Genomic DNA, 19,416 nt, shown 5'->3' with positions numbered 1-19,416 from the left:
GAAGCGAAGTAATCCGGACTGCTGCCGTGGAAAGACTCTGGATTGCTTCGCTTCGCTCGCAATGACGGCAGCGCCAACTATCGCATCTTGCAAAAATCCCCGACCCCCGCCGCGACGGCGCCCGCAATCATCTCCTGCCGCTCCGACGAGTTCATCTCCATCTCCTCGTCGCGGTTGATGATCGAGCCGGCTTCGAGCAGCACGGCCGCGCTTCTCGTTCGCGACAGCACGACGAGCCCGTCATAGCGGTAGACGCCGACATCCTTGTCGAGCAGCTGGCGCCGGTAGCGGCCCATCACCGGCAGGGTGTATTGGCTGGCATAGTGCAGCCCCTGCTCCTTCAATTGTCTGCCGATCATCCGGGCCAGCTTCAGGCTGCTGGTGAAGTGTGGATTGCGCTCGGACACGAACAGCGAGTGACCCGAGAAGCGGTCGCTGAAATAGCTCTTTGCGCCGTCGAACTCCCAGGTCTCGAGCAGCTTGTCCGGCACTGAGTCGTGATGGATCGACAGCACGAGATCGGCCCGGCCGTCATTCGCGGCACTGACGCGCTTGAACAGGCTCGGCCGCGCCTTGCCGTCCGTGACGAGCAGCCGGGTTGCGGTAAAGCCTTCGGATTTGAGTTTTGCCGTGACCAGCCTTGCGAGCCGGAAGTTGAAGCCGAACTCCGGATCATTGCGCGCGCTCAACGCGCCGTAGGAGTCCGGGGTGTGCCCGACGTCGACGACGATCCGGAATTTCGGCATCTCACATTTGGCTGGTGCGGGCGCAGGCTTAGGTCTGGCTTTCGCAACCTTCCGGGCCGGGGCAGCACGGCCCGCGTCGATCGACGGAAGCAACAGTGCGACCATCGACACGAGGAGAATTGCGACGATGCCCCGCCCTAACGACAAGTCCTACTCCGCTGCCGCGATCCTCGGCCTGCCAACGAAGCCGGCGACGTCGCCGAAGCGCTGCACGACGATCGCAACAACTCGCCCATTCCCGTCCCCGAGCCGGACTCGGTCAGGAACTTGTTGTCCTCGGCGCGGAGCATGGCGGATCCTCCCGATTTGATTTTCGGGAAGATTGGCGCGGACGCGGGAAGACGTCAACGCAAGAACGGCTTTGTGAAGTGGGTTGGCGCAGCGTAATCGCCGCCTTTATCGCAGGCCGAAGGGGGCAGATCTTAGTGTCTGTTCCAAAACATGTTGAGTCGAATGAATCGGTTGTGATTCAAGGTGAGCGGCCTGATTCGATGGGGACGCGCCGCCAATGTGGACTACCGAGAACCGTGCACGCTACGACCGCAGCCGCCTGCGCTATCCGAGCGACTTGACCGACGAGGAGTGGGCGCTGATCGCGCCTCGCATCCCGCCGGCCAAGCGCGGCGGCAACAAGCGTACGGTGGACCTGCGCGAGATTGCCAACGGGCTGATGTACATCCTGAGCACAGGTTGCCAGTGGCGCGCGATCCCCAAGGACCTGCCGCCGCGCTCGACGCTGTATGGCTACTTCGATCTGTGGAGCTGGAACGGCACGCTCGATAAAATTCATCACGCCCTCTATGTCGAATGTCGCGAAAGGGCCGAGCGCGAGGCTTCTCCCACCGCCGCCATCATCGATAGCCAGAGCGTGAAAAGCGCTGAAAAAGGGGGCCTCATGATCTCCATGGCTACGACGCGGGCAAGAAGATCAAGGGCAAGAAGCGGCACATTCTCGTCGACACGCAAGGCCTCTTGATGCACGCCATCGTGCATGCGGCGGACATCCAGGATCGCGACGGCGGCGTGCTCCTGATGGCAACGTTGTTCGGCCTCTATCCCTTTCTTCTGAAGCTCTACGCCGACGGCGGATATCAAGGGCCACATTTCCAGAAGGGGCTGCGTAGCGCTCTGAAGCGCGTGAACCTCGAAATCGTCAAACGCTCCGATCAGGCTCACCGTTTCGTCGTCTTGCCCAAACGCTGGATCGTCGAGCGTACCTTTGCCTGGCTCGGGCGATGCCGAAGACTGTCCAAAGATTGGGAATGCTTCAATCACAGGGCGCTCGCCTTTCTCAAGCTGGCCTCCATCCGACTCATGCTGCGAAAGCTATGCAATCCAAGGTAATCTTTCCGGACAGACTCTAAGGTCATTTCTGGTGACGCTATCAGACGATATGAATTAGCTGACGGTGACTTTGTGTTCGCACGTTCTGGGTCGATTGAGAAAGCGGCCCGGATTGAGCAGCATCCGCCAAAGGCGGTGTTCGCATCGTACCTCATTCGGGGTAAGCTACTCGATCAGGATTATCTGATTGGGTGAAGCATTTCATAACGTCACAGGGTTATCTCAGCCAAATTCAGGAACGGGCCGCTGGCATCGGCATGTCAAATGTAAGTGCGGCCAAGCTTGCAACGATAACTATTCCGATTGCGCCGTTATCCGAACGACGGAAGATAGTGGCGAAGATCGACAGCCTATCGTCTAAATCCAAGCGCGTGCGTGATCACCTCGACATCGTTCCCCGGCTACTGGAGAAGTACAAGCAGGCGATAATGGTGGCTGCCTTTCAGGGCGAGCTAACGCGCGAGTGGCGAGAAAGCCGGTCTCCCGAGGCCGTCACGTTTGGGAGGAGGAACATCGATCAACGTGTCAACCAGCTGGGCGAGCTTCCAACAACGTGGCGTTGGACAGCGATGCAAGATGTAGCTTCTATCAGCGGGGGTCTCACAAAGAACGGCAGGCGAGCGGAGTTGCCTAACCCGTCTTATTCGTCAGAGGGCGCCTGAGAGGCTGGCGAGCGTGGTGTAAAGCGCTGATGCGGCGTAGGATTCGGTTGCAAAGCCAACCCCATCACCTTCAGCCGCGAACACCACGCCCGCCATGACCGACGATACGATTCTGCCCTTCTCGTTTCCAGCCGTTCACGCCAAGAAAGTCACAGCTGCCTTCGATGGCGGTCGGCTGACCTCGAACGGGGGCGTGATGCTTCTGGCGATGGCCGAGCGGCGTCTCGGCTTGGCCGACAATTTGGCCCGGGTGTTCCCGGATCGGCGCGATCCGACGCGGGTCGTGCACAGCCTGGTCGATATGTTCCGCGCGCGCATGTTCGCGATCTGCTGCGGCTACGAGGACGCCGACGACCTCGATCATCTGCGGTCCGATCCCGCATTCAAGCTGGCCTGCGGACGGCTGCCGGACACGGGTCGCGATCTGTGTTCCCAACCGACGCTGTCGCGTCTGGAGAATGCTCCGCGCCTGCGCGACGTGATCCGACTGACCTACACTTTGGTCGACGCATGGATGGATAGCTACCCGCGCGAGCCGGCATCCGTCACGCTCGACATCGATGATACCTGCGATGTCGTCCACGGCCATCAGCAGCTCTCGCTGTTCAACGCTCATTATGACGAACGCTGCTTCCTGCCGATCCACGTCTACGACACGGAGAAGAGCCGGCCCGTGGCGGTCGTGCTGCGGCCCGGCAAGACGCCGGGCGGCGTCGAGGTGCGTGCCCATCTGCGCCGCCTGGTACGGCATATCCGGACGCGGTGGCACAACACGCGAATTACGTTCCGTGGCGACGGGCACTATGCCCGGCCGGAGGCAATGGCGTGGTGCGAGACCAACGGCATCGACTACATCTTCGGTCTGTCCGGCACCAAGCCGCTCGCCAGAAAAGTCGACGCGGTCGCCGACGACATCCGCACGCGACGCGCCATCGAGAACCTGCCGGTTCTGCGCGGCTATACCGAGACGCGCCACAAGGCAAAGTCCTGGGATCGCGAACGACGCACCGTCGCCCGTATTGAGGCGACGATGCTCGGCCTCGACATCCGCTTCGTCGTCACCAGCCTCGATGTCGGCTCGGCCGAGTGGATCTACGACAGCCTGTATTGCGCGCGCGGCCAAGCCGAGAATCTGATCAAGCTGCATAAGACGCAGCTCGCCTCCGATCGCACCAGTTGCCGTTCGGCGCTCGCCAATCAAGTCCGCCTCGTTCTCCATACCGCCGCTTATTGGCTGATGCTGACCGTGCGCGACGCCATTCCCAAAGTCCGGGAATTGGCCACTGCCGAGTTCGCGACGCTGCGTCTTCGGCTCTTGAAAATCGCCGCCCGGGTTGTCGAGACCAAGAGCCGCATTCGCCTTGCGTTCGCCGCGGCATGTCCCGAAGCCGACCTGATCCGCAGCTTGCCCGGCGCGCTGCTGCCGCTCGGTCCTTGACCGGTGGGGCGTCCGCCCGCGTTCACCCAACCCATCCCTCAAGCGCGTTGCAAAGTACCGGTCGTCAGGCGGTGAAAAGCCGAAGGCAATCCTGTGCGCCTCGTCAGCGGAGGTGTGCGGATGCACCAGTCGGACCAAAATACCGCGCTCTCACGAATAGGGCGGGCTAAGCAGGTTCCATATCTTCGCGTCGCGAACGTCTATGCGAATGCACTTCGGCTTGACGATATCGCTCAAATAGGTTGCTCCGATCAGGAGCTTAAAAAGACGCTGCTGCAACAAGGTGACCTTCTTATTGTCGAGGGCAATGGCAGTCTCGATCAAATCGGCCGCGTAGCTCTTTGGAATGACGAGATCAAGGGATGTTCACATCAGAACCACATCATAAGGGGGCGTCCCGGATCTGACCTATTGCCGAGTTACGGCCTCTTTTGGCTTCTTTCTCCAGAAGGTCGCAGGGCAATCGAAGCAGTGGCATCTTCAAGTTCTGGCCTGCACACCCTGAGCATTTCGAAGGTTGGAGGATTGCCAATCCCGATATGCAATCTTGCGGAGCAGCGGGAAATCATTCGGCGGATTGAGGCTGCCCTTCTGTGGATCAACCGCGTTGCTTCTGAAGGTAACAGCGCGCGGAGGCTAATTGATCGTTTGAACCAAGCTATACTCGCGAAGGCGTTCCGGGGTGAACTTTTGCCGCACAACGCGAATGAGGACGCGGTAGACGTGGTCCCGGAGCCGTTTCGCAACCGGCATCAAGGCGTCAACTCGATCAAAGCTGCCCGACCGCCTCGCGCAGCGAAATAAACGCCGACAAAGGCATTTGAAAGTGGTATCCTAAAGTGGTATTGAGCTGCTGGGCAGTACGTTATTTTCTCCAGTGATTTCAGCGGCTTCTGAGGTCGTGTGTCGCCTCGTTCCGGGCGCGCCACTTGCGTACAAAACTGCGAACGTTCGGGTTCGCGTTTTGGCCACCTGCGATGACCTGTTCAAGTGTTGCTTGGTCGCCGACGATGCGAATGGCGTGGTCATCGACCTCCACCCGGTCCACGACCGACTTGATGTACGCCTTACGGAACGGAATCGGGCCGGAAGTAATATTTTCACGCATGAGCCTGCCAAAGAGATCAATGGCCTGGGCGTCGAAGACATGAGCCTTGGGCCGGACTTTGATGCGGTCCAGGGCCTCCTTGGCGCGGTCGCGATCGGCCTTAAGGGTCGCGATCCGGTCCTTCAGGATGTCGTCCAGCTCGGTGACGCCATTCTCTACCATCGCATAGAGGCGCTTCAGCTTGTCCTCCGCAGCCGTCGCCTCTGATTGCAGGACAGATACCCGCTGATCGACCTCAGCGGCCTGCTCAGACCGGCGATCCACCAGCTTGCCGAGAATGACCCTGAGCCGCTCGGGCTGGAAAAGACGCTCGACGAGGTTCTCGACGACGATGGTGTCCAGCTTATCCATCGGGACGGAGCGGCCCTTGCAGCCGGTCTTTCCCTGCCGGGCGCAGGTCGAGCAGGTGTAGTATTTGTGGACCTTGCCGGTGGAAGAGGTCCCGGTCCGCAGCGTCATACCGCCGCCGCAGCTGGCGCAGGTGGCAATTCCGGTCAGCAAGATCGGCCCGGTCACCACCCGGGGCGCGGTCACCCGAGGATCCCGCGTCTTCAGGGTGGCCACCACGGCCTCGAATTCGGCCGTGGGGATGATGACGGGCACCTCGACCGTCACGTGCTCCTTGGCCGGCTTCTGCCGGAGGGTCCGAGAATCCCGCTTGTTGAAGATCCACTGCCCCACATAGATCGTATTGGTCAGGATGCCGTGAACCGTCGCCACCCCAAACCGCGCTCCGCTCCGAGTTCGGTAGCCACGCTCGTTCAGCCAGGATGTTAGGTTCTTGACGCCGAGCGGTCCTGACGTCCCGTCGCCCTCGCGATAGAGGCGAAAAATCAGGCGAACCGTTTCGGCCTCGACAGGGTCGATGGCCAGCTTCTTCTTGACCCGCGCCCCGCGCTTTTCAACCTCGACCGTCTTGTATCCGAGCGGCACCGGAGAGCCGTTGTAGAATCCCTGGCGCGCGTTCTCGACCATGGCCTTGCGCACATGCTTGCCATTCTCGCGCGACTGGTACTCGTCGAAAAGCCCGATGATCTGGCGCATCATGACCTGCGCCGGATCATCACCGAGTTCTTGCGTAACTGACACGAGCCGTACGCCGGCCTTGGCGAGCTTGCGGATGTACATTTCCATCGTGAAACCGTCGCGGAAGAAGCGACTGAACGCATAGACCACGATGACGTCGTAGGGATGATCGTCGTCGCATGCGCGCTCGATCATCTTCTGAAATTCAGGGCGGTTGTCGTCGGTAGCGGTCAAGCCCTGCTCGATGAATTGCGCCGCCAACTTCCAGCCTTTGCGATCGCAGTAAGCCTCGACCGCACGCACCTGGCTCGGAATGGTCAGTTCGGCTTCGGTTTGCCGGGGCGTGGACGCTCGGAAGTATCCACAAGCACGCAGGTCGGTCTCTCCACCCAGCTCCTCTGCGATGATGATCGTTGCTCGGCCTACGCGTGATTTCTTCATTTGACACCTACTCTTCACCTTAAGTTTCGCAGCAGTCGGAGCCGAAGAAAAGCCCCTATTTGTTGATGCTTCGCCAGTACTTAACGATCTTAATCGAGCGAACTAGCTGAGAGCGGATGTTTACCGCCGGAAGACAAGAAGCGTGTCGCTAATCGGCCGCTCGCCTCCAGAGCTTGAATACTTGAGCTTGAGTTGGAGCCGATTGCAAAAGCTGTTCTTATTGCGGTACCGGCGCGATTTCCGCGCCGGCACCCGTTGTTTGTTGGTGAGTCTAGAACCTGAAAACGGCACCAGTCTCGACCTGGAGATGCAGCCCGTTCTGGTCATCGACGTGGATCCGCAGCCAGTCGGTGCCGTTGATGCGTCCCACCAAGCTGGTGGAGCCATCGTCGGCGTCGATATTGCGGAACGCGACGCTGTTGGCCTGCAGCGCGTCGCGAACACTCTGCGAAGAGTCGGCGTCGGTGCTGTCGACCCAGACGTCGATCTGCCCGAGAGCGCCGACGCTGATGTTGGCGATGCCGCCAATATCATCCGCGATCGGCGTCGCGGCATGCGCCGCATCCAAGGCGAGCAGGGCGAAACGCCTCGCCAGCTCATGACTCCGAACGAGCAGTTCGATAACAGTCTTAGGATTCATGTGAGGTACCTCTGTGTTAGGTGAAGTCTAGGTGAAGACGCGAGGCGCTTAACTACGGCGGTCCTCGCGCTTGTGGTCGGTGTGCTAGACCGAGCAGACGATCGAGTGCCTCGCCCAGATAGAGCTCGATGACCTCGAGCTCGCGCTCAGTGACCTGAATCGGATCGATCCAAGTCGACGACAACCGGCAGCCGTCCGTCGCGGCGGCGCCTTGTGCCTGGCGCTTTGTGCGTTTCGCTTGTTCCGATCGTGTCCGAGCGGTCGCTGTGTTGGGACGATTTGACATGGCAGCCTCCGTTGATGAGGCGCCATTGAAGCTCGAGAAACCCATGTCCCTTTTGGAAGCCAAAGTGACGCACTGGCAACGTCACTTTGGCTTCCAAAAGGGCCCCGCCGATCATCTGAAAAAAATCGACCTCCGCTCATTCGGAGGTCACATGGTTGCGAGCATCGGAAAAGGGACTGTCGCGCAATACTATCTGCGCAGGACGGAATATTATCTCACCGGCAAAGAGCCGCCAGGCGTGTGGCTGAGCGAGTCGTCGGTGCTCGGCATCAAGGCTGGGCAGTTGGTCGAAGCTGACCTGTTCGAAAAGCTGCACGCCGGTCTTGGGCCGGACGGACGCAAGCTCATCACCAATGACGGCGGCAAGGAGCGGGTCTCCGGATTCGATCTGACGCTGAGCGCCCCGAAATCGGTCAGCATCGCGTTTGCGCTGGCCGACCAGGAGATGCGCGCCGCAATCGAGCAAGCGCAAATGGAAGCCTGCAAGGCCGTCGTGGCGATGCTGAACCAGGAGGCCGCCTTCACGCGCCGGGGGAAGAACGGCGTCATTATCGAAAAGACCTCGCTGATCGTGGCGGCCTTCCAGCATGGCGAGGCCCGACCTGCGCTACACGTGGATGGGCGTGTGACCGCGGATATGGACTGCCATACACATCTCTGTATCGCGAACATCGGGCAGAAGCCGATGAGGGAGGAGGAGCGCGAGCCGACCTTCGGAGCTTTGGACGCGCGGGCCATTTACAGCTTTAAGATGTCGGCTGGAGGGATGTACCACCTGGTCTTAGCTTCAGGTCTTCAGAAGCTTGGCTTCCAGATTGAGGTGACGGGTAAAAACGGAATCTTCGAACTGGTCACACCATCCGGGCCCGCTGTGGCTGAGGACGCGAAGCGCTACTTCTCGGCCCGCAGAAGCAAGCTCGAGAATCGCCTCGCAGAATACGACCTCGTGACCGGCGAAGCGCCGCAACTCGCGTCTGCCATTGTCAAGGCCACGCGACTTTCGAAGACCGATGACAGCCGGGATCGGTTCGAAGTCTGGCGCGAGCAGGCGCAAGAGTGGGGCATCGATGTCGAGCACTTCATCGAGCGCGCTCAGAGTGGACGTACTCTTTCGGAGCGTGAACGGGAGGCGCTGATCGCCGAGCGATTGGCCGAAATTCCGCACCACCTCACCGAGCAGGAATCCGTCTTCGAGCGACGGACGCTGTTGGCGGCCGTCGCGAGCAGTCTTGTAGGAACAGGCGCCAGCGCGGATCGCGTCAATGTCGAGATCGACCGGCTCACGAGCGCCGGCCGGATCGTGCAGCTCGGCAAGGACATTCATGGCCATGGGCTGTATTCGACCCGGGAGATGATCGCCATTGAACAAAACCTTCTCAAGGAAGCTAGCCCGTCTTATTCGTCAGAGGGCGCCTGAGAGGCTGGCGAGCGTGGTGTAAAGCGCTGATGCGGCGTAGGATTCGGTTGCAAAGCCAACCCCATCACCTTCAGCCGCGAACACCACGCCCGCCATGACCGACGATACGATTCTGCCCTTCTCGTTTCCAGCCGTTCACGCCAAGAAAGTCACAGCTGCCTTCGATGGCGGTCGGCTGACCTCGAACGGGGGCGTGATGCTTCTGGCGATGGCCGAGCGGCGTCTCGGCTTGGCCGACAATTTGGCCCGGGTGTTCCCGGATCGGCGCGATCCGACGCGGGTCGTGCACAGCCTGGTCGATATGTTCCGCGCGCGCATGTTCGCGATCTGCTGCGGCTACGAGGACGCCGACGACCTCGATCATCTGCGGTCCGATCCCGCATTCAAGCTGGCCTGCGGACGGCTGCCGGACACGGGTCGCGATCTGTGTTCCCAACCGACGCTGTCGCGCCTGGAGAATGCTCCGCGCCTGCGCGACGTGATCCGACTGACCTACACTTTGGTCGACGCATGGATGGATAGCTACCCGCGCGAGCCGGCATCCGTCACGCTCGACATCGATGATACCTGCGATGTCGTCCACGGCCATCAGCAGCTCTCGCTGTTCAACGCTCATTATGACGAACGCTGCTTCCTGCCGATCCACGTCTACGACACGGAGAAGAGCCGGCCCGTGGCGGTCGTGCTGCGGCCCGGCAAGACGCCGGGCGGCGTCGAGGTGCGTGCCCATCTGCGCCGCCTGGTACGGCATATCCGGACGCGGTGGCACAACACGCGAATTACGTTCCGTGGCGACGGGCACTATGCCCGGCCGGAGGCAATGGCGTGGTGCGAGACCAACGGCATCGACTACATCTTCGGTCTGTCCGGCACCAAGCCGCTCGCCAGAAAAGTCGACGCGGTCGCCGACGACATCCGCACGCGACGCGCCATCGAGAACCTGCCGGTTCTGCGCGGCTATACCGAGACGCGCCACAAGGCAAAGTCCTGGGATCGCGAACGACGCACCGTCGCCCGTATTGAGGCGACGATGCTCGGCCTCGACATCCGCTTCGTCGTCACCAGCCTCGATGTCGGCTCGGCCGAGTGGATCTACGACAGCCTGTATTGCGCGCGCGGCCAAGCCGAGAATCTGATCAAGCTGCATAAGACGCAGCTCGCCTCCGATCGCACCAGTTGCCGTTCGGCGCTCGCCAATCAAGTCCGCCTCGTTCTCCATACCGCCGCTTATTGACTGATGCTGACCGTGCGCGACGCCATTCCCAAAGTCCGGGAATTGGCCACTGCCGAGTTCGCGACGCTGCGTCTTCGGCTCTTGAAAATCGCCGCCCGGGTTGTCGAGACCAAGAGCCGCATTCGCCTTGCGTTCGCCGCGGCATGTCCCGAAGCCGACCTGATCCGCAGCTTGCCCGGCGCGCTGCTGCCGCTCGGTCCTTGACCGGTGGGGCGTCCGCCCGCGTTCACCCAACCCATCCCTCAAGCGCGTTGCAAAGTACCGGTCGTCAGGCGGTGAAAAGCCGAAGGCAATCCTGTGCGCCTCGTCAGCGGAGGTGTGCGGATGCACCAGTCGGACCAAAATACCGCGCTCTCACGAATAGGGCGGGCTAGGCGACTGGCCAATCGCCGGTTCGAGCCGATTGATCGAGCCAGAATCGAGCGAGAGTGCGAGTTGCGCGGCCTGTCCGATGAGCAGCGCCGGGCGGCCCTTGCGGCCACCGACGACAGGTGCCTCGCCATTGTGGAGGGGGCGGCCGGGGCGGGCAAGACCACCATGTTGAAAGTGGTCGTGGACTGCTACACGTCTGCCGGCACCAACAAGGCAGATTCCAAGACTGTTGTCAGCAAAGCCAACCCCAAGACCGTACTCGGCTGTGCCACGGCGTGGCGTACGGTTGAGATGATTCGGGCCGAGTTGGGCATTGACGGCTACGCCGTCGATAGTCTCCTCGCCCGCATCAACGCCGGGCAACATATCTTGGACCGAAACACCGTGCTCTTGGTCGATGAATGTGGGCAGATCGGCTCACGCAGCATGAACGCACTCATCGGCGCCGCGGCAAGAGCGCAATCTAAAGTAGTATTTGTTGGGGATCGCAAGCAACTGCAGCCGATTTCTGCGGGGCCTGCCCTCAAAATCATTTCTTCCGTTGTGGAGCCGACCCGGGTCGACAAAATCGTCCGTCAGCGGGAGAAATGGGCCCAGGATGCCGCCCGAGCCTTCGCCAAGGGGAAGGCGGCCACAGGCCTCAAAGCCTACGCCGAGAAGAGGCTGCTGACGGGCTGCGCCGGGGCGCAAGCCACCATTCGGGCCGCCGTGGATTGCTATATGGACGCGCAACATCGGGCGCCCGGCAAGCCGCATCTTCTCATCGCAAAATCCAACAAAACGGTTCGGGCGCTCAATGCTGAAATCCGGTCTCGCATGCGGGATTCTGGTCTCCTCACCGGGCCCGATCACGTCGTCACGGCAGGTGACGCGTCGGGACGCAGCTTTCGGCTGCAATTGGCCGCCGGCGACAAGATCAGGTTCGGCATCCGCCAGGACAGGATTGGGAGCGGCGTCATCAACGGCACGGTCGGCCGCGTCGACAAGATTGACGTCCTTGACAATCAACACCTGCTGATCCGCGCCCAGGTCCAGGGCAAGACCATCGAGTTTTCGACCGAAGCTCTCAAGGATAAGGCGGGGCGGGTCAGGCTCAGCCACGACCTTGCGGTCACGGCGTATAGCTCGCAGGGTCTGACCGCGGAAACGGCGACCGTCGTGCTGGGGGCCGAGTACGATCGGCATGAAAGCTACGTGGCGTGCAGCCGCGCGCGGGGCGAGACGGCCATTTTTTACGATCAGGCGCTGCTCGCGGCTCAAACGAGAGGGCAGCGGCAGATTCAGAATTGGAGGTAGACAATGGCTGCTCTTCCCAATCTCAAACCCGGACTGGACCTCTACTGCGCGTCCGACGAGGCCATCTTTGTCGGCGTAATCCTGTTCTCGGTGTCGCTGATCCCGCTGCTGGCGCTGTTCCTGGCGTTGCCGGTGAGCGACGAGCCCTTCTCATGGCTCGACTGGTACACCAACCTCATGAGCCTGCGCGATCCCCACTACTGGGCGGCGTTTCTGACGACGCGATGGCCGCACGCGGCTATGGCGTTCGCAATCAGCGTAACCGCGGCCTATCTGGGCTGCCTGGACGCGCGTGACGAGGCACCGCTGGCCGAGCCGTTTGCAACGCCTGACAAGAGCCAGGCGCGCATCTACTACGATCATGACGCACGCAGGAGGCTTGGCGCCCAGTTCAGAGCCGAGGCCGGGCGCTCTGCCCGCAAGGGCATCTGGCTCGCGCCGCACCTCAATCTGCCGTTCGAGCTGGAAAGCCGCTACGCCCTGGTGCTCGGTGCCTCCGGCCATGGCAAGTCGAACCTGGTGCGCGCCTATTCGTCGCGCAATTTTCGCTGATCAGGCCCAGCTTGCACGAGCAGGATCGTTTCAAAAATTTGCGGCGACCAAATCGTAAGAGCCCCTGCTGCCGCGGCTGTAGACCTTGGCAGCGGCGGCACAGATCAAGTCACGATTGGAATCAAACGCGTTCAGAAAGCCCGCTTCATCGTAGCTGGCATCTGGTCGAAGTCGCTTCAGCGCGCCTTCGTTTATGAAAAACGACGCCTCTATAGCGCTGTCGTGTCCCCAAAATCGCACGGCACGCCGCGTGCGATCATAAGAACGACTGTGATTTGGAAACGCAATCATGGTTGAGACCGATCAGTTGCCGGTACACGAGACTCGTGCCTGGCACGATTTGCATCGAAAGATTTCGGATGCCCTTAGCTTATCCTGTCCCGCGACGCTCTCGTCGACATTGCGTGTGACGGTAGGCTGACAACATCGGACGTGGCCGAAGCTTGGCGCGCAGGGGAGGGATGTTGGAGCGACCCAGTTGCGCCAACCCTCAAGTGGTTATACTGGAAGCGTATTACAATGCCGATCGATGCTGACGACAGCAAGAAAGTTGCGCTTGACCTCGTTATTCTGCGAATAGGCACTACATCTTAGTCATCACCGCGCGCCCCTCGGCTGTTATCGGTGACTGAGAGCATTGTGCTCCCGCCGCGACCAAGAGGCGGTCAAATGTCGAATATCTCCAAGTTCAGTATTCGCGAGTGGATGGTACCTCCCGTATTGCTGCCGATCTTTTTTGTGCTGCTGATCGCTGCTGCAGTGCTTATTCAGTGGTAGTTCCTCCCGGCAGGCGAGCGCCGTCAGCTCCAGCCAATGGCTCATTCGGGCCAATGAAGGGAGTCAAATCGTTGTTGGCTTCTGAACTGAACATCAAGGCGGCAAACGCCCTAGATAGAGCTCGCAAGATGCCGCCGGGACGTGAGCGCGCGGAGGCACTGCAAAAGGCAACAATTCTGTCGAACGCTGCTGAGATGCTCAAGCATCTCAGCAGGAAAGTCGGCGGGGCCGGCAGAATGACAGCTGAGATTTAATCCCGTTCGCTCCACCATTCACGCACGCCGATCGAATCGGATTCTGAGGGGCGAGCATCTGGACATGGATCATCGGGGCACCGAGATGCTTGCCGCGAATCGATCGGTTCAAGCCAACAGCCGTTTCTCGTAGATGCCCATCCGATGGTGCCCAGTCTTTCGCGTTCCAATCGTCGTTCTCATCGTTGAAGACGAGATAGTGCTCCGCATGGCGCGGTCGACATGGTGGAAAATGCTGGCTACAATTTTTGGCTTGCACTCGAAGCTTGGCAAATCATAGCTCAAATGCGGACCATGATTGGCCGCGCCTAAGTCTGGTGGTTTTTGGCGCCGGATAGCGCCAGGATCCCTCAATGCGGACGCTCCGTCGAAAATAGGTGCGATAGCCCGTCCACGGTGATACCGTTGCAAATGCTCGAAATTGACCTCCGCACAGGCGAACGCCCTGGCGGCGCGGAATCGCACGAGGACTGTCTGGCGGCAGAGAATGTCAGCCTGCGGCTTCTCCTTGCCCAGGCTGAGATCAACACCAAGAGTCTGCTTGCCAAGGCTGGCATCGACGCCCGAGAGCGAGCGGCGTCCGACAAGCTCCAGAAACTGATCCTCGAGGAGTTGCACCACCGTATCAAGAATACGCTCGCAACCGTCGCCGCCATCGTGTCCCAGAGCCTGCGCGACCTGCACGGAGCCGAGCACGCGCAGCAAGCCATTGAGGGCCGGCTGTTGGCGCTTGGCCGGGCGCACGATCTCCTTCTCCAGGCAAGATGGTCGAGCGCCGATCTTGGCACGGTCGTCCGCAGCGCAATCGAAGCCTTCGACAATCCCGACGAGCGAAAATTCTCGATCTCGGGCCCCGATATCCGCATGACGTCGGGTGCCGTCATCGCGATCGCGATGACGCTCAACGAGCTTTGCACGAACACCACGAAGTTTGGTGCCCTGTCGGTCCCGGAGGGGCACGTCGACCTCGCCTGGATGGTGGACCAACAGACCCAACGCTTGCACCTCACCTGGATCGAAAAGAACGGCCCAGTTGTCCAGCCGCCCGCAAAGCGCAGCTTCGGAACACGGCTGATCGAGACGCTCGGCAAGCAGTTGCAGGGCGACGTGCAATTAACCTATGCGTCGACGGGGTTCTCGTACACGTTCGACGTGCCAACAGCTTCGCTGAGCTCCCTGGCATAGGTTTGGTCCGGGCGACTCTTCAACCGGACTCAAAACACTAACGTCGGGCACGAACATTGGAATCTAGAGGGCTGCCGTTCTGCCACTAGGTTTTAATCGATCTTTACCTGGTCTTCAGCCAGCACCTTGTAGATGAGCTCGCACTTGGAGCATTCGAAGGTCCGCAGATCAGGACTGCTGCGACCAGGTTCGATGCGCGTCAGCACCATGCGGCCCTGACACGTCGGGCAGCGTGGTCGCACGATCGGAATCAGCGATGGTTCGGGGCGCGCAAGGATGTCAGGCATGTGAAGCTCCTTGCGGATCGGGAGGCGTGCGAGTGCCCTCAGCCACCAGTAGTAATGAATCGGACGGCGAAGAAACAAGCTTGCCGCACCGCATGATCAACTGCTGGTCAATATTGCTCACATTCCAAGAGAATTGGCGGCAGTGTCGGTTAAGGAGCTCAACCCGGATCTCGTGCATCCCGAGCGCAGGCCTGCAGCCGTGTTCAGTCCGCGGTTCTTATCAAGTGCTGGCTTTGTTGACTGAGCAATATTGCTCAGCAAAACATCCGGGCGCCGACTAATATGCCGGCTCCCAGGTCGGGCCTTTGATGAAGGAGCCGAAATGAATCCGATCACCGCGTTTCTTGCGATAGCCTGCGTCGCTATCGGCGCGGCGCTTGGCGTCATGGGTTACTTCGTGCTGAGCGCCGCTTGGCTGATCGCGGCGATCGTCATCGGCTCTGCTCTGAAGATGGCGAACACCTGGCAGAAGTTCGTTATCCTCCGCGCCGGCAAATTGCGCGGCGTAAAAGGGCCCGGACTCTTCGTGATCATTCCGGTTGTCGATAGTGTCGTTGCCGTCATTGACGAGCGCATTCAGACTACCGCTTTCAGCGCCCAGGAGGCTCTGACGAAGGACACCGTTCCAGTGAACGTGGATGCCATTATTTTCTGGTTCGTCCATGATGCACAGAAGGCGGCCTTGAACATTACGAACTACCGGGAAGCCATCGATCGTGTCGCCCAGACTTCGCTGCGCGAAATGATCGGCTCGTCGATGCTCTCCGCGCTCTTGTCGGAGCGAACCGCCGCAGACCAGCTGTTGCGAAGCGAAATCGGACGCAAAACGGCAGACTGGGGCATCTCAGTGAGGTCGGTCGAGATCCGCGACGTCGCGATCCCGGTGGCTTTGCAGGATGCGATGTCTCGTCAAGCCCAGGCCGAGCGGGAAAAGCAGGCCCGTGTGATCCTCGGATCAGCCGAAGCCGCTATAGCCGGCAAATTCGTTGAGGCGGCCACGATCTATGCGGGGCAGCCGGCGGCGCTGCAACTTCGCGCCATGAACATCATCTATGAGACAACCAAAGAGCGCGGCACCACGATCCTGATGCCGACATCGATGGTCGACAGCATGAACCCCATCGTGGCCTTGGCTTTGGCGGGCCAAGACAAGGCCGCGTCAGCGGATGCAACAGGACCGCTGCCGCTGAGCAGCCCATTCACGCAACAGAAAAATGCTCCCGACGTTGACAGGACTTCGCTTGTTCCTGAGCCAACTTGATAAACCGCCATCTCGGTCTTGGAGCAGTTGCCAAAGGGCCGCCGGTGGACAAGCTGGAACGCACATCTCCGAAAGCAGTCGAGACATGGTTCAAGGCCCACCGGAAACCCGCGCGTTGGCACAGCTGCTTGCCCGCTACCGCCAACCCAATAACGCGCGCGGCATTTTCGAGCTGATGATCACAGCGGTACCTTTCTTTATCATCTGGGCTCTGATGCTGGTTGTCGTTGCCCGCGGCCATTGGATCGTTCTGCTGCTGGCAGTGCCCGCGGCGGGTCTGCTCGTTCGTCTCTTCATGATCCAGCATGACTGCGGCCACGGGTCGTTCTTCCGCGTTCGTCTTGCGAACGATTGGGTCGGCAGAGCCATCGGCGTTTTGACCCTAACTCCTTACGACTACTGGCGACGCAACCATGCGCGCCATCACGCGAATTCGGGTAACCTCGATCATAGGGGCTCCGGCGACATCGACACATTGACCGTGAGCGAGTTTGCCGCGCGGCCTCGATGGCGACAGATCCACTATCGTCTGTACCGTCATCCGATCGTAATGTTCGGCGTAGGTCCCACATATCTGTTCATCTTGCGGCATCGGTTGCCGATAGGGGCGATGCGCAACGGCTGGCGGCCTTGGCTGAGTACAATGGGTACAAACCTCGCCATCGCGGTTCTGATCGCCGGCATGATTGGGCTGGTCGGCCTTGGGCCATTCCTGCTGGTGCATCTGCCGATCGTGGTTCTGGCTGCGTCGATCGGTGTCTGGTTGTTCTATGTCCAACACCAGTTCGAGGACACATGGTGGTCCCTTGATGAGGCCTGGAGCTTTCACGAAGCTGCGCTGCATGGCAGTTCGCACTATCAGTTGCCGGGTGTTTTGCGCTGGTTCACGGCGAACATCGGCGTCCATCACGTCCATCATCTATGCAGTCGAATTCCCTGCTATCGGTTGCCGGACGTGCTCCGGGATCATCCGGAACTCGCTGCCGTGAGGCGGATCACCCTTTTGCAAAGCTTGCGGTGTGTGCCGAGGGCCTTATGGGATGAGAAAGGGCGGCGGCTAATTTCGTTCCGAGAGGCCGACATTGGCCAAAAGCCGGGGCTGGAAAGTTCTCCATTCCCGTAACCCACGCGGGATCCTGGGAGCCGGCGCCGTTGCCATTATCAACGTGCTGCCTCACGCAGAGCGGGCCCACAGTCGCGGGGCCGGTAGCCAGGTCACAGTGGGCGGTCGCGAGTCTCCCCGCGGGAATGCGTCACCATCGCCGACCCCAATTGCCGCCCCACCTACCTCCCCATCCGCTGCCACCCCGAAGCAGCCGCACGATGAGCAGCAGTAAAATCGCTCCGATGGTGGCGTTGACGATCGCGCTGATCACTCCGGTACCGAGATGGATGCCCAGCTGAGGTAACAACCAGCTTCCGACAAAGGCGCCCAAAATCCCGACAATGAGGTCACCGATGATTCCAAAACCGGTCCCCTGGACGATTTGACCCGCCAACCAGCCCGCAACGAGACCGACAAACAGTATGACCAGCAGGCCTTCGCTCGACATATTCATTGTGACACCTCGGCATCCTGGTTTGAACGCAGTATCTCAAGCTGATCCGCTTGGTGTCTGTGCAAATTTGATCAGTCTCTTGCAGTATCGCCCTTGGCCCCAAGTATGGCCTCGCGCCGTCAGCCTCGTGGCAATTGATTGAGTCCGCCTGGGTAGCGGGCGGCCCATCACCCCTTTTGGTCGCAGGGTAGAGGCACGTGCGCGGTCGATTTGAAGTGACATTTCCAACCGCGTTCTTATCCGCGATCGGCACTGACAAGGCTAGCCTCGAGTTTCGCGCCATTGCCGTGCGGGCACAGGGGCCGCTGAAGTTGGGCCAAGTCGCATCGGCCCTCTCAGTCAATTGTCTCGCTGGCGTTAACACGCGTCAAACCACGATGCGCGATTTGATCGCCGCTCGGGTCGCCAGTTTCTATTTATGAGCGTTATCTACGGCGTTTCTATCTATGGGGGTTCGCTAGAGACCAGAGGAAATCGGCGTCTCGCATAACTGTGTGACGCGCCGCCGCCACGATCGGAAAACCGATGCGGAAGTTGCTGGCACGATGCGCGGTGATCTCCTTTGTGCTGACTTCGGCGCTCGCCGCCGAACCGGTCAAGCTCAAATTGGCGTTCTTCAGCTCCGACCGCTCGACGAGTTATCTCGCCGCGGTCAAGCCGTTCGTCGACGCGGTCAACGCCGAGGCCAGAGGCCAGATCGAAATTGACACCTATTTCAGCGGCGCGCTTGGCAAGGATCCTGCCGAGCAGCCCCAGCTCGTGCTCGATGGCAGGGCGGACATCGCCTATGTCGTGACAGGACTGACGCGCAACCGATTTGCGGATAATGCAATCCTTGAAATGCCCGGCCTGTTTGCGAGCATGCGGGAGTCCGTTGCGGTGCTCACCCGGCTGATGGCTGCCAACGCGCTGCAAGGATACGATGACTACATCGTGATCGGCGCTTATGTCAGCGAACCCGAGACGATCCACAGCAATATCCCGATCACGTCGCTGAATGATCTGAAGGACAAGAGAATTCGCGTCAACAATCCTGGCGAAGCCGCAGCGCTCGAAAAGCTGGGGGCGCGGCCTGTGCTCCTGCCGGTCAACAAGATCTCCGAAGCCATCGGCAACGGCAGCATCGACGGCGCCCTCGTGAACCCTGCTTCAGTGGTCGATTACGGCGTCAAACGCGTTGCGACTTATCACTACCTTCTTGGCATCAGCGGCGCGCCGCTGATGGTCTTGATGAACCGGACGACATTCAACCGGCTACCGAAATCAGCGCAGTCGATCATCCTCAAATACAGTGGTGCGTGGTCTGCCGGACGCTTCATAGATACCTACGAAGCTGTGGAAAGCAGCATTATGGGGGAGCTAAAGTCCGATCCCAACCGTCACGTGATCATGCCCTCGCCGTCGGACCTGGATGCGGCAAATGCCGTGTTCGCGACCATTGCCGATGATTGGGCTTCGAAAAGTCAGCGTAATGCCGAGCTGCTGAAAACGGTCCGGGCCGAGCTCACGAAAATGCGATCGACCCGGTAGC

16 protein-coding genes and 2 pseudogenes are annotated in these 19,416 nt (G+C 60.3%); 12 read left to right on the top strand and 6 right to left on the bottom strand.

The features are described from left to right. Positions 1 to 77 precede the first annotated feature (77 nt). Positions 78 to 851, bottom strand: a complete 774-nt coding sequence (locus HAP41_RS45335) for an N-acetylmuramoyl-L-alanine amidase (RefSeq protein WP_224580973.1) — start codon at positions 849 to 851, stop codon at positions 78 to 80. Between the two features lie 403 nt (positions 852 to 1,254). Between HAP41_RS45335 and HAP41_RS45330 the strand changes: the two are divergent. The 4 genes and pseudogenes from HAP41_RS45330 (at position 1,255) to HAP41_RS45315 (ending at position 4,994) form a co-directional block, all read left to right on the top strand. After that, positions 1,255 to 2,090 (top strand): annotated as a pseudogene (locus HAP41_RS45330) (IS5 family transposase). Between the two features lie 191 nt (positions 2,091 to 2,281). Next, positions 2,282 to 2,752, top strand: coding sequence for a restriction endonuclease subunit S (locus tag HAP41_RS45325; RefSeq protein ID WP_248577159.1), 471 nt, complete (start codon positions 2,282 to 2,284; stop codon positions 2,750 to 2,752). A gap of 94 nt (positions 2,753 to 2,846) precedes the next feature. Further along, the gene (locus tag HAP41_RS45320; protein ID WP_166053720.1) at positions 2,847 to 4,190 is read left to right on the top strand and encodes an IS1380 family transposase; all 1,344 of its coding nucleotides are present in this window, start codon (positions 2,847 to 2,849) and stop codon (positions 4,188 to 4,190) included. Between the two features lie 120 nt (positions 4,191 to 4,310). Beyond that, on the top strand, positions 4,311 to 4,994 hold the full coding sequence (locus HAP41_RS45315) for a restriction endonuclease subunit S (protein WP_166071892.1): 684 nt from the start codon (positions 4,311 to 4,313) through the stop codon (positions 4,992 to 4,994). Positions 4,995 to 5,073: 79 nt separating this feature from the next. Here HAP41_RS45315 and HAP41_RS45310 read toward each other — a convergent pair whose 3' ends face one another. Then, the gene (locus tag HAP41_RS45310; protein ID WP_166071893.1) at positions 5,074 to 6,765 is read right to left on the bottom strand and encodes a recombinase family protein; all 1,692 of its coding nucleotides are present in this window, start codon (positions 6,763 to 6,765) and stop codon (positions 5,074 to 5,076) included. Positions 6,766 to 7,036: 271 nt separating this feature from the next. Continuing rightward, positions 7,037 to 7,405, bottom strand: coding sequence for a hypothetical protein (locus HAP41_RS45305; RefSeq protein WP_166071894.1), 369 nt, complete (start codon positions 7,403 to 7,405; stop codon positions 7,037 to 7,039). A gap of 284 nt (positions 7,406 to 7,689) precedes the next feature. On the opposite strand from HAP41_RS45305, the gene mobF reads away from it, so the two are divergent. From mobF to HAP41_RS45285, 4 genes and pseudogenes are all read left to right on the top strand, one after another. Beyond that, on the top strand, positions 7,690 to 9,108 hold the full coding sequence (mobF, locus tag HAP41_RS45300; RefSeq protein ID WP_166071895.1) for a MobF family relaxase: 1,419 nt from the start codon (positions 7,690 to 7,692) through the stop codon (positions 9,106 to 9,108). Between the two features lie 94 nt (positions 9,109 to 9,202). After that, a pseudogene (locus HAP41_RS45295) lies at positions 9,203 to 10,546 on the top strand (IS1380 family transposase). 231 nt (positions 10,547 to 10,777) lie between these two features. Further along, positions 10,778 to 12,010 (top strand): AAA family ATPase, encoded by a 1,233-nt coding sequence (locus tag HAP41_RS45290; RefSeq protein ID WP_166071896.1) that lies wholly within the window; start codon positions 10,778 to 10,780, stop codon positions 12,008 to 12,010. Between the two features lie 3 nt (positions 12,011 to 12,013). Next, entirely contained in the window at positions 12,014 to 12,562 is a 549-nt protein-coding gene (locus HAP41_RS45285) for a hypothetical protein (protein ID WP_166071897.1), read from the top strand. Positions 12,563 to 12,592: 30 nt separating this feature from the next. Here the strand turns inward: HAP41_RS45285 and HAP41_RS45280 are convergent, their stop codons facing one another. After that, positions 12,593 to 12,853 carry a DUF1488 family protein gene (locus HAP41_RS45280; RefSeq protein WP_166071898.1) on the bottom strand — a complete coding sequence of 87 codons (261 nt, stop codon included), beginning with the start codon at positions 12,851 to 12,853 and terminating at the stop codon, positions 12,593 to 12,595. A 1,151-nt stretch (positions 12,854 to 14,004) separates the two neighbouring features. Here HAP41_RS45280 and HAP41_RS45275 point away from each other — a divergent pair. Beyond that, positions 14,005 to 14,778, top strand: coding sequence for a sensor histidine kinase (locus HAP41_RS45275; protein WP_166071899.1), 774 nt, complete (start codon positions 14,005 to 14,007; stop codon positions 14,776 to 14,778). A 92-nt stretch (positions 14,779 to 14,870) separates the two neighbouring features. On the opposite strand, the gene HAP41_RS45270 is transcribed toward HAP41_RS45275, so the two are convergent. Further along, positions 14,871 to 15,065 carry a hypothetical protein gene (locus HAP41_RS45270; protein ID WP_166071900.1) on the bottom strand — a complete coding sequence of 65 codons (195 nt, stop codon included), beginning with the start codon at positions 15,063 to 15,065 and terminating at the stop codon, positions 14,871 to 14,873. A gap of 322 nt (positions 15,066 to 15,387) precedes the next feature. Here HAP41_RS45270 and HAP41_RS45265 point away from each other — a divergent pair, with 322 nt between their 5' ends. Both HAP41_RS45265 and HAP41_RS45260 read left to right on the top strand, forming a co-directional pair. Further along, complete coding sequence (locus tag HAP41_RS45265; protein ID WP_166071901.1) at positions 15,388 to 16,326, top strand: slipin family protein; 939 nt, start codon at positions 15,388 to 15,390, stop codon at positions 16,324 to 16,326. An 85-nt stretch (positions 16,327 to 16,411) separates the two neighbouring features. Continuing rightward, positions 16,412 to 17,449, top strand: a complete 1,038-nt coding sequence (locus HAP41_RS45260; RefSeq protein WP_166071902.1) for a fatty acid desaturase — start codon at positions 16,412 to 16,414, stop codon at positions 17,447 to 17,449. A 130-nt stretch (positions 17,450 to 17,579) separates the two neighbouring features. Here HAP41_RS45260 and HAP41_RS45255 read toward each other — a convergent pair whose 3' ends face one another. Then, entirely contained in the window at positions 17,580 to 17,885 is a 306-nt protein-coding gene (locus tag HAP41_RS45255) for a GlsB/YeaQ/YmgE family stress response membrane protein (protein ID WP_166071903.1), read from the bottom strand. A 525-nt stretch (positions 17,886 to 18,410) separates the two neighbouring features. On the opposite strand from HAP41_RS45255, the gene HAP41_RS45250 reads away from it, so the two are divergent. Then, on the top strand, positions 18,411 to 19,415 hold the full coding sequence (locus tag HAP41_RS45250; protein WP_166071904.1) for a TRAP transporter substrate-binding protein: 1,005 nt from the start codon (positions 18,411 to 18,413) through the stop codon (positions 19,413 to 19,415). The last annotated feature ends 1 nt before the right edge of the window (position 19,416 follow it).

It is taken from the genome of Bradyrhizobium barranii subsp. apii (assembly GCF_011516635.5).
GTDB lineage: Bacteria > Pseudomonadota > Alphaproteobacteria > Rhizobiales > Xanthobacteraceae > Bradyrhizobium > Bradyrhizobium barranii.
The sequence above is the reverse complement of the archived record's forward strand: the minus strand, read 5'-3'. Positions and strand labels throughout refer to the sequence as shown.

What these genes read in the sequence shown, in the direction of transcription:
- HAP41_RS45320 (WP_166053720.1), top strand. Translation starts at nt 2,847, where the DNA reads ATGACCGACGATACGATTCTGCCCTTCTCGTTTCCAGCCGTTCACGCC.
- HAP41_RS45280 (WP_166071898.1), bottom strand. Translation starts at nt 12,853, where the DNA reads ATGATTGCGTTTCCAAATCACAGTCGTTCTTATGATCGCACGCGGCGT.
- HAP41_RS45285 (WP_166071897.1), top strand. Translation starts at nt 12,014, where the DNA reads ATGGCTGCTCTTCCCAATCTCAAACCCGGACTGGACCTCTACTGCGCG.
- HAP41_RS45315 (WP_166071892.1), top strand. Translation starts at nt 4,311, where the DNA reads ATGCACCAGTCGGACCAAAATACCGCGCTCTCACGAATAGGGCGGGCT.
- HAP41_RS45310 (WP_166071893.1), bottom strand. Translation starts at nt 6,765, where the DNA reads ATGAAGAAATCACGCGTAGGCCGAGCAACGATCATCATCGCAGAGGAG.
- HAP41_RS45260 (WP_166071902.1), top strand. Translation starts at nt 16,412, where the DNA reads ATGGTTCAAGGCCCACCGGAAACCCGCGCGTTGGCACAGCTGCTTGCC.
- HAP41_RS45335 (WP_224580973.1), bottom strand. Translation starts at nt 851, where the DNA reads ATGGTCGCACTGTTGCTTCCGTCGATCGACGCGGGCCGTGCTGCCCCG.
- HAP41_RS45255 (WP_166071903.1), bottom strand. Translation starts at nt 17,885, where the DNA reads ATGAATATGTCGAGCGAAGGCCTGCTGGTCATACTGTTTGTCGGTCTC.
- mobF (WP_166071895.1), top strand. Translation starts at nt 7,690, where the DNA reads ATGGCAGCCTCCGTTGATGAGGCGCCATTGAAGCTCGAGAAACCCATG.
- HAP41_RS45305 (WP_166071894.1), bottom strand. Translation starts at nt 7,405, where the DNA reads ATGAATCCTAAGACTGTTATCGAACTGCTCGTTCGGAGTCATGAGCTG.
- HAP41_RS45270 (WP_166071900.1), bottom strand. Translation starts at nt 15,065, where the DNA reads ATGCCTGACATCCTTGCGCGCCCCGAACCATCGCTGATTCCGATCGTG.
- HAP41_RS45265 (WP_166071901.1), top strand. Translation starts at nt 15,388, where the DNA reads ATGAATCCGATCACCGCGTTTCTTGCGATAGCCTGCGTCGCTATCGGC.
- HAP41_RS45275 (WP_166071899.1), top strand. Translation starts at nt 14,005, where the DNA reads ATGCTCGAAATTGACCTCCGCACAGGCGAACGCCCTGGCGGCGCGGAA.
- HAP41_RS45250 (WP_166071904.1), top strand. Translation starts at nt 18,411, where the DNA reads ATGCGGAAGTTGCTGGCACGATGCGCGGTGATCTCCTTTGTGCTGACT.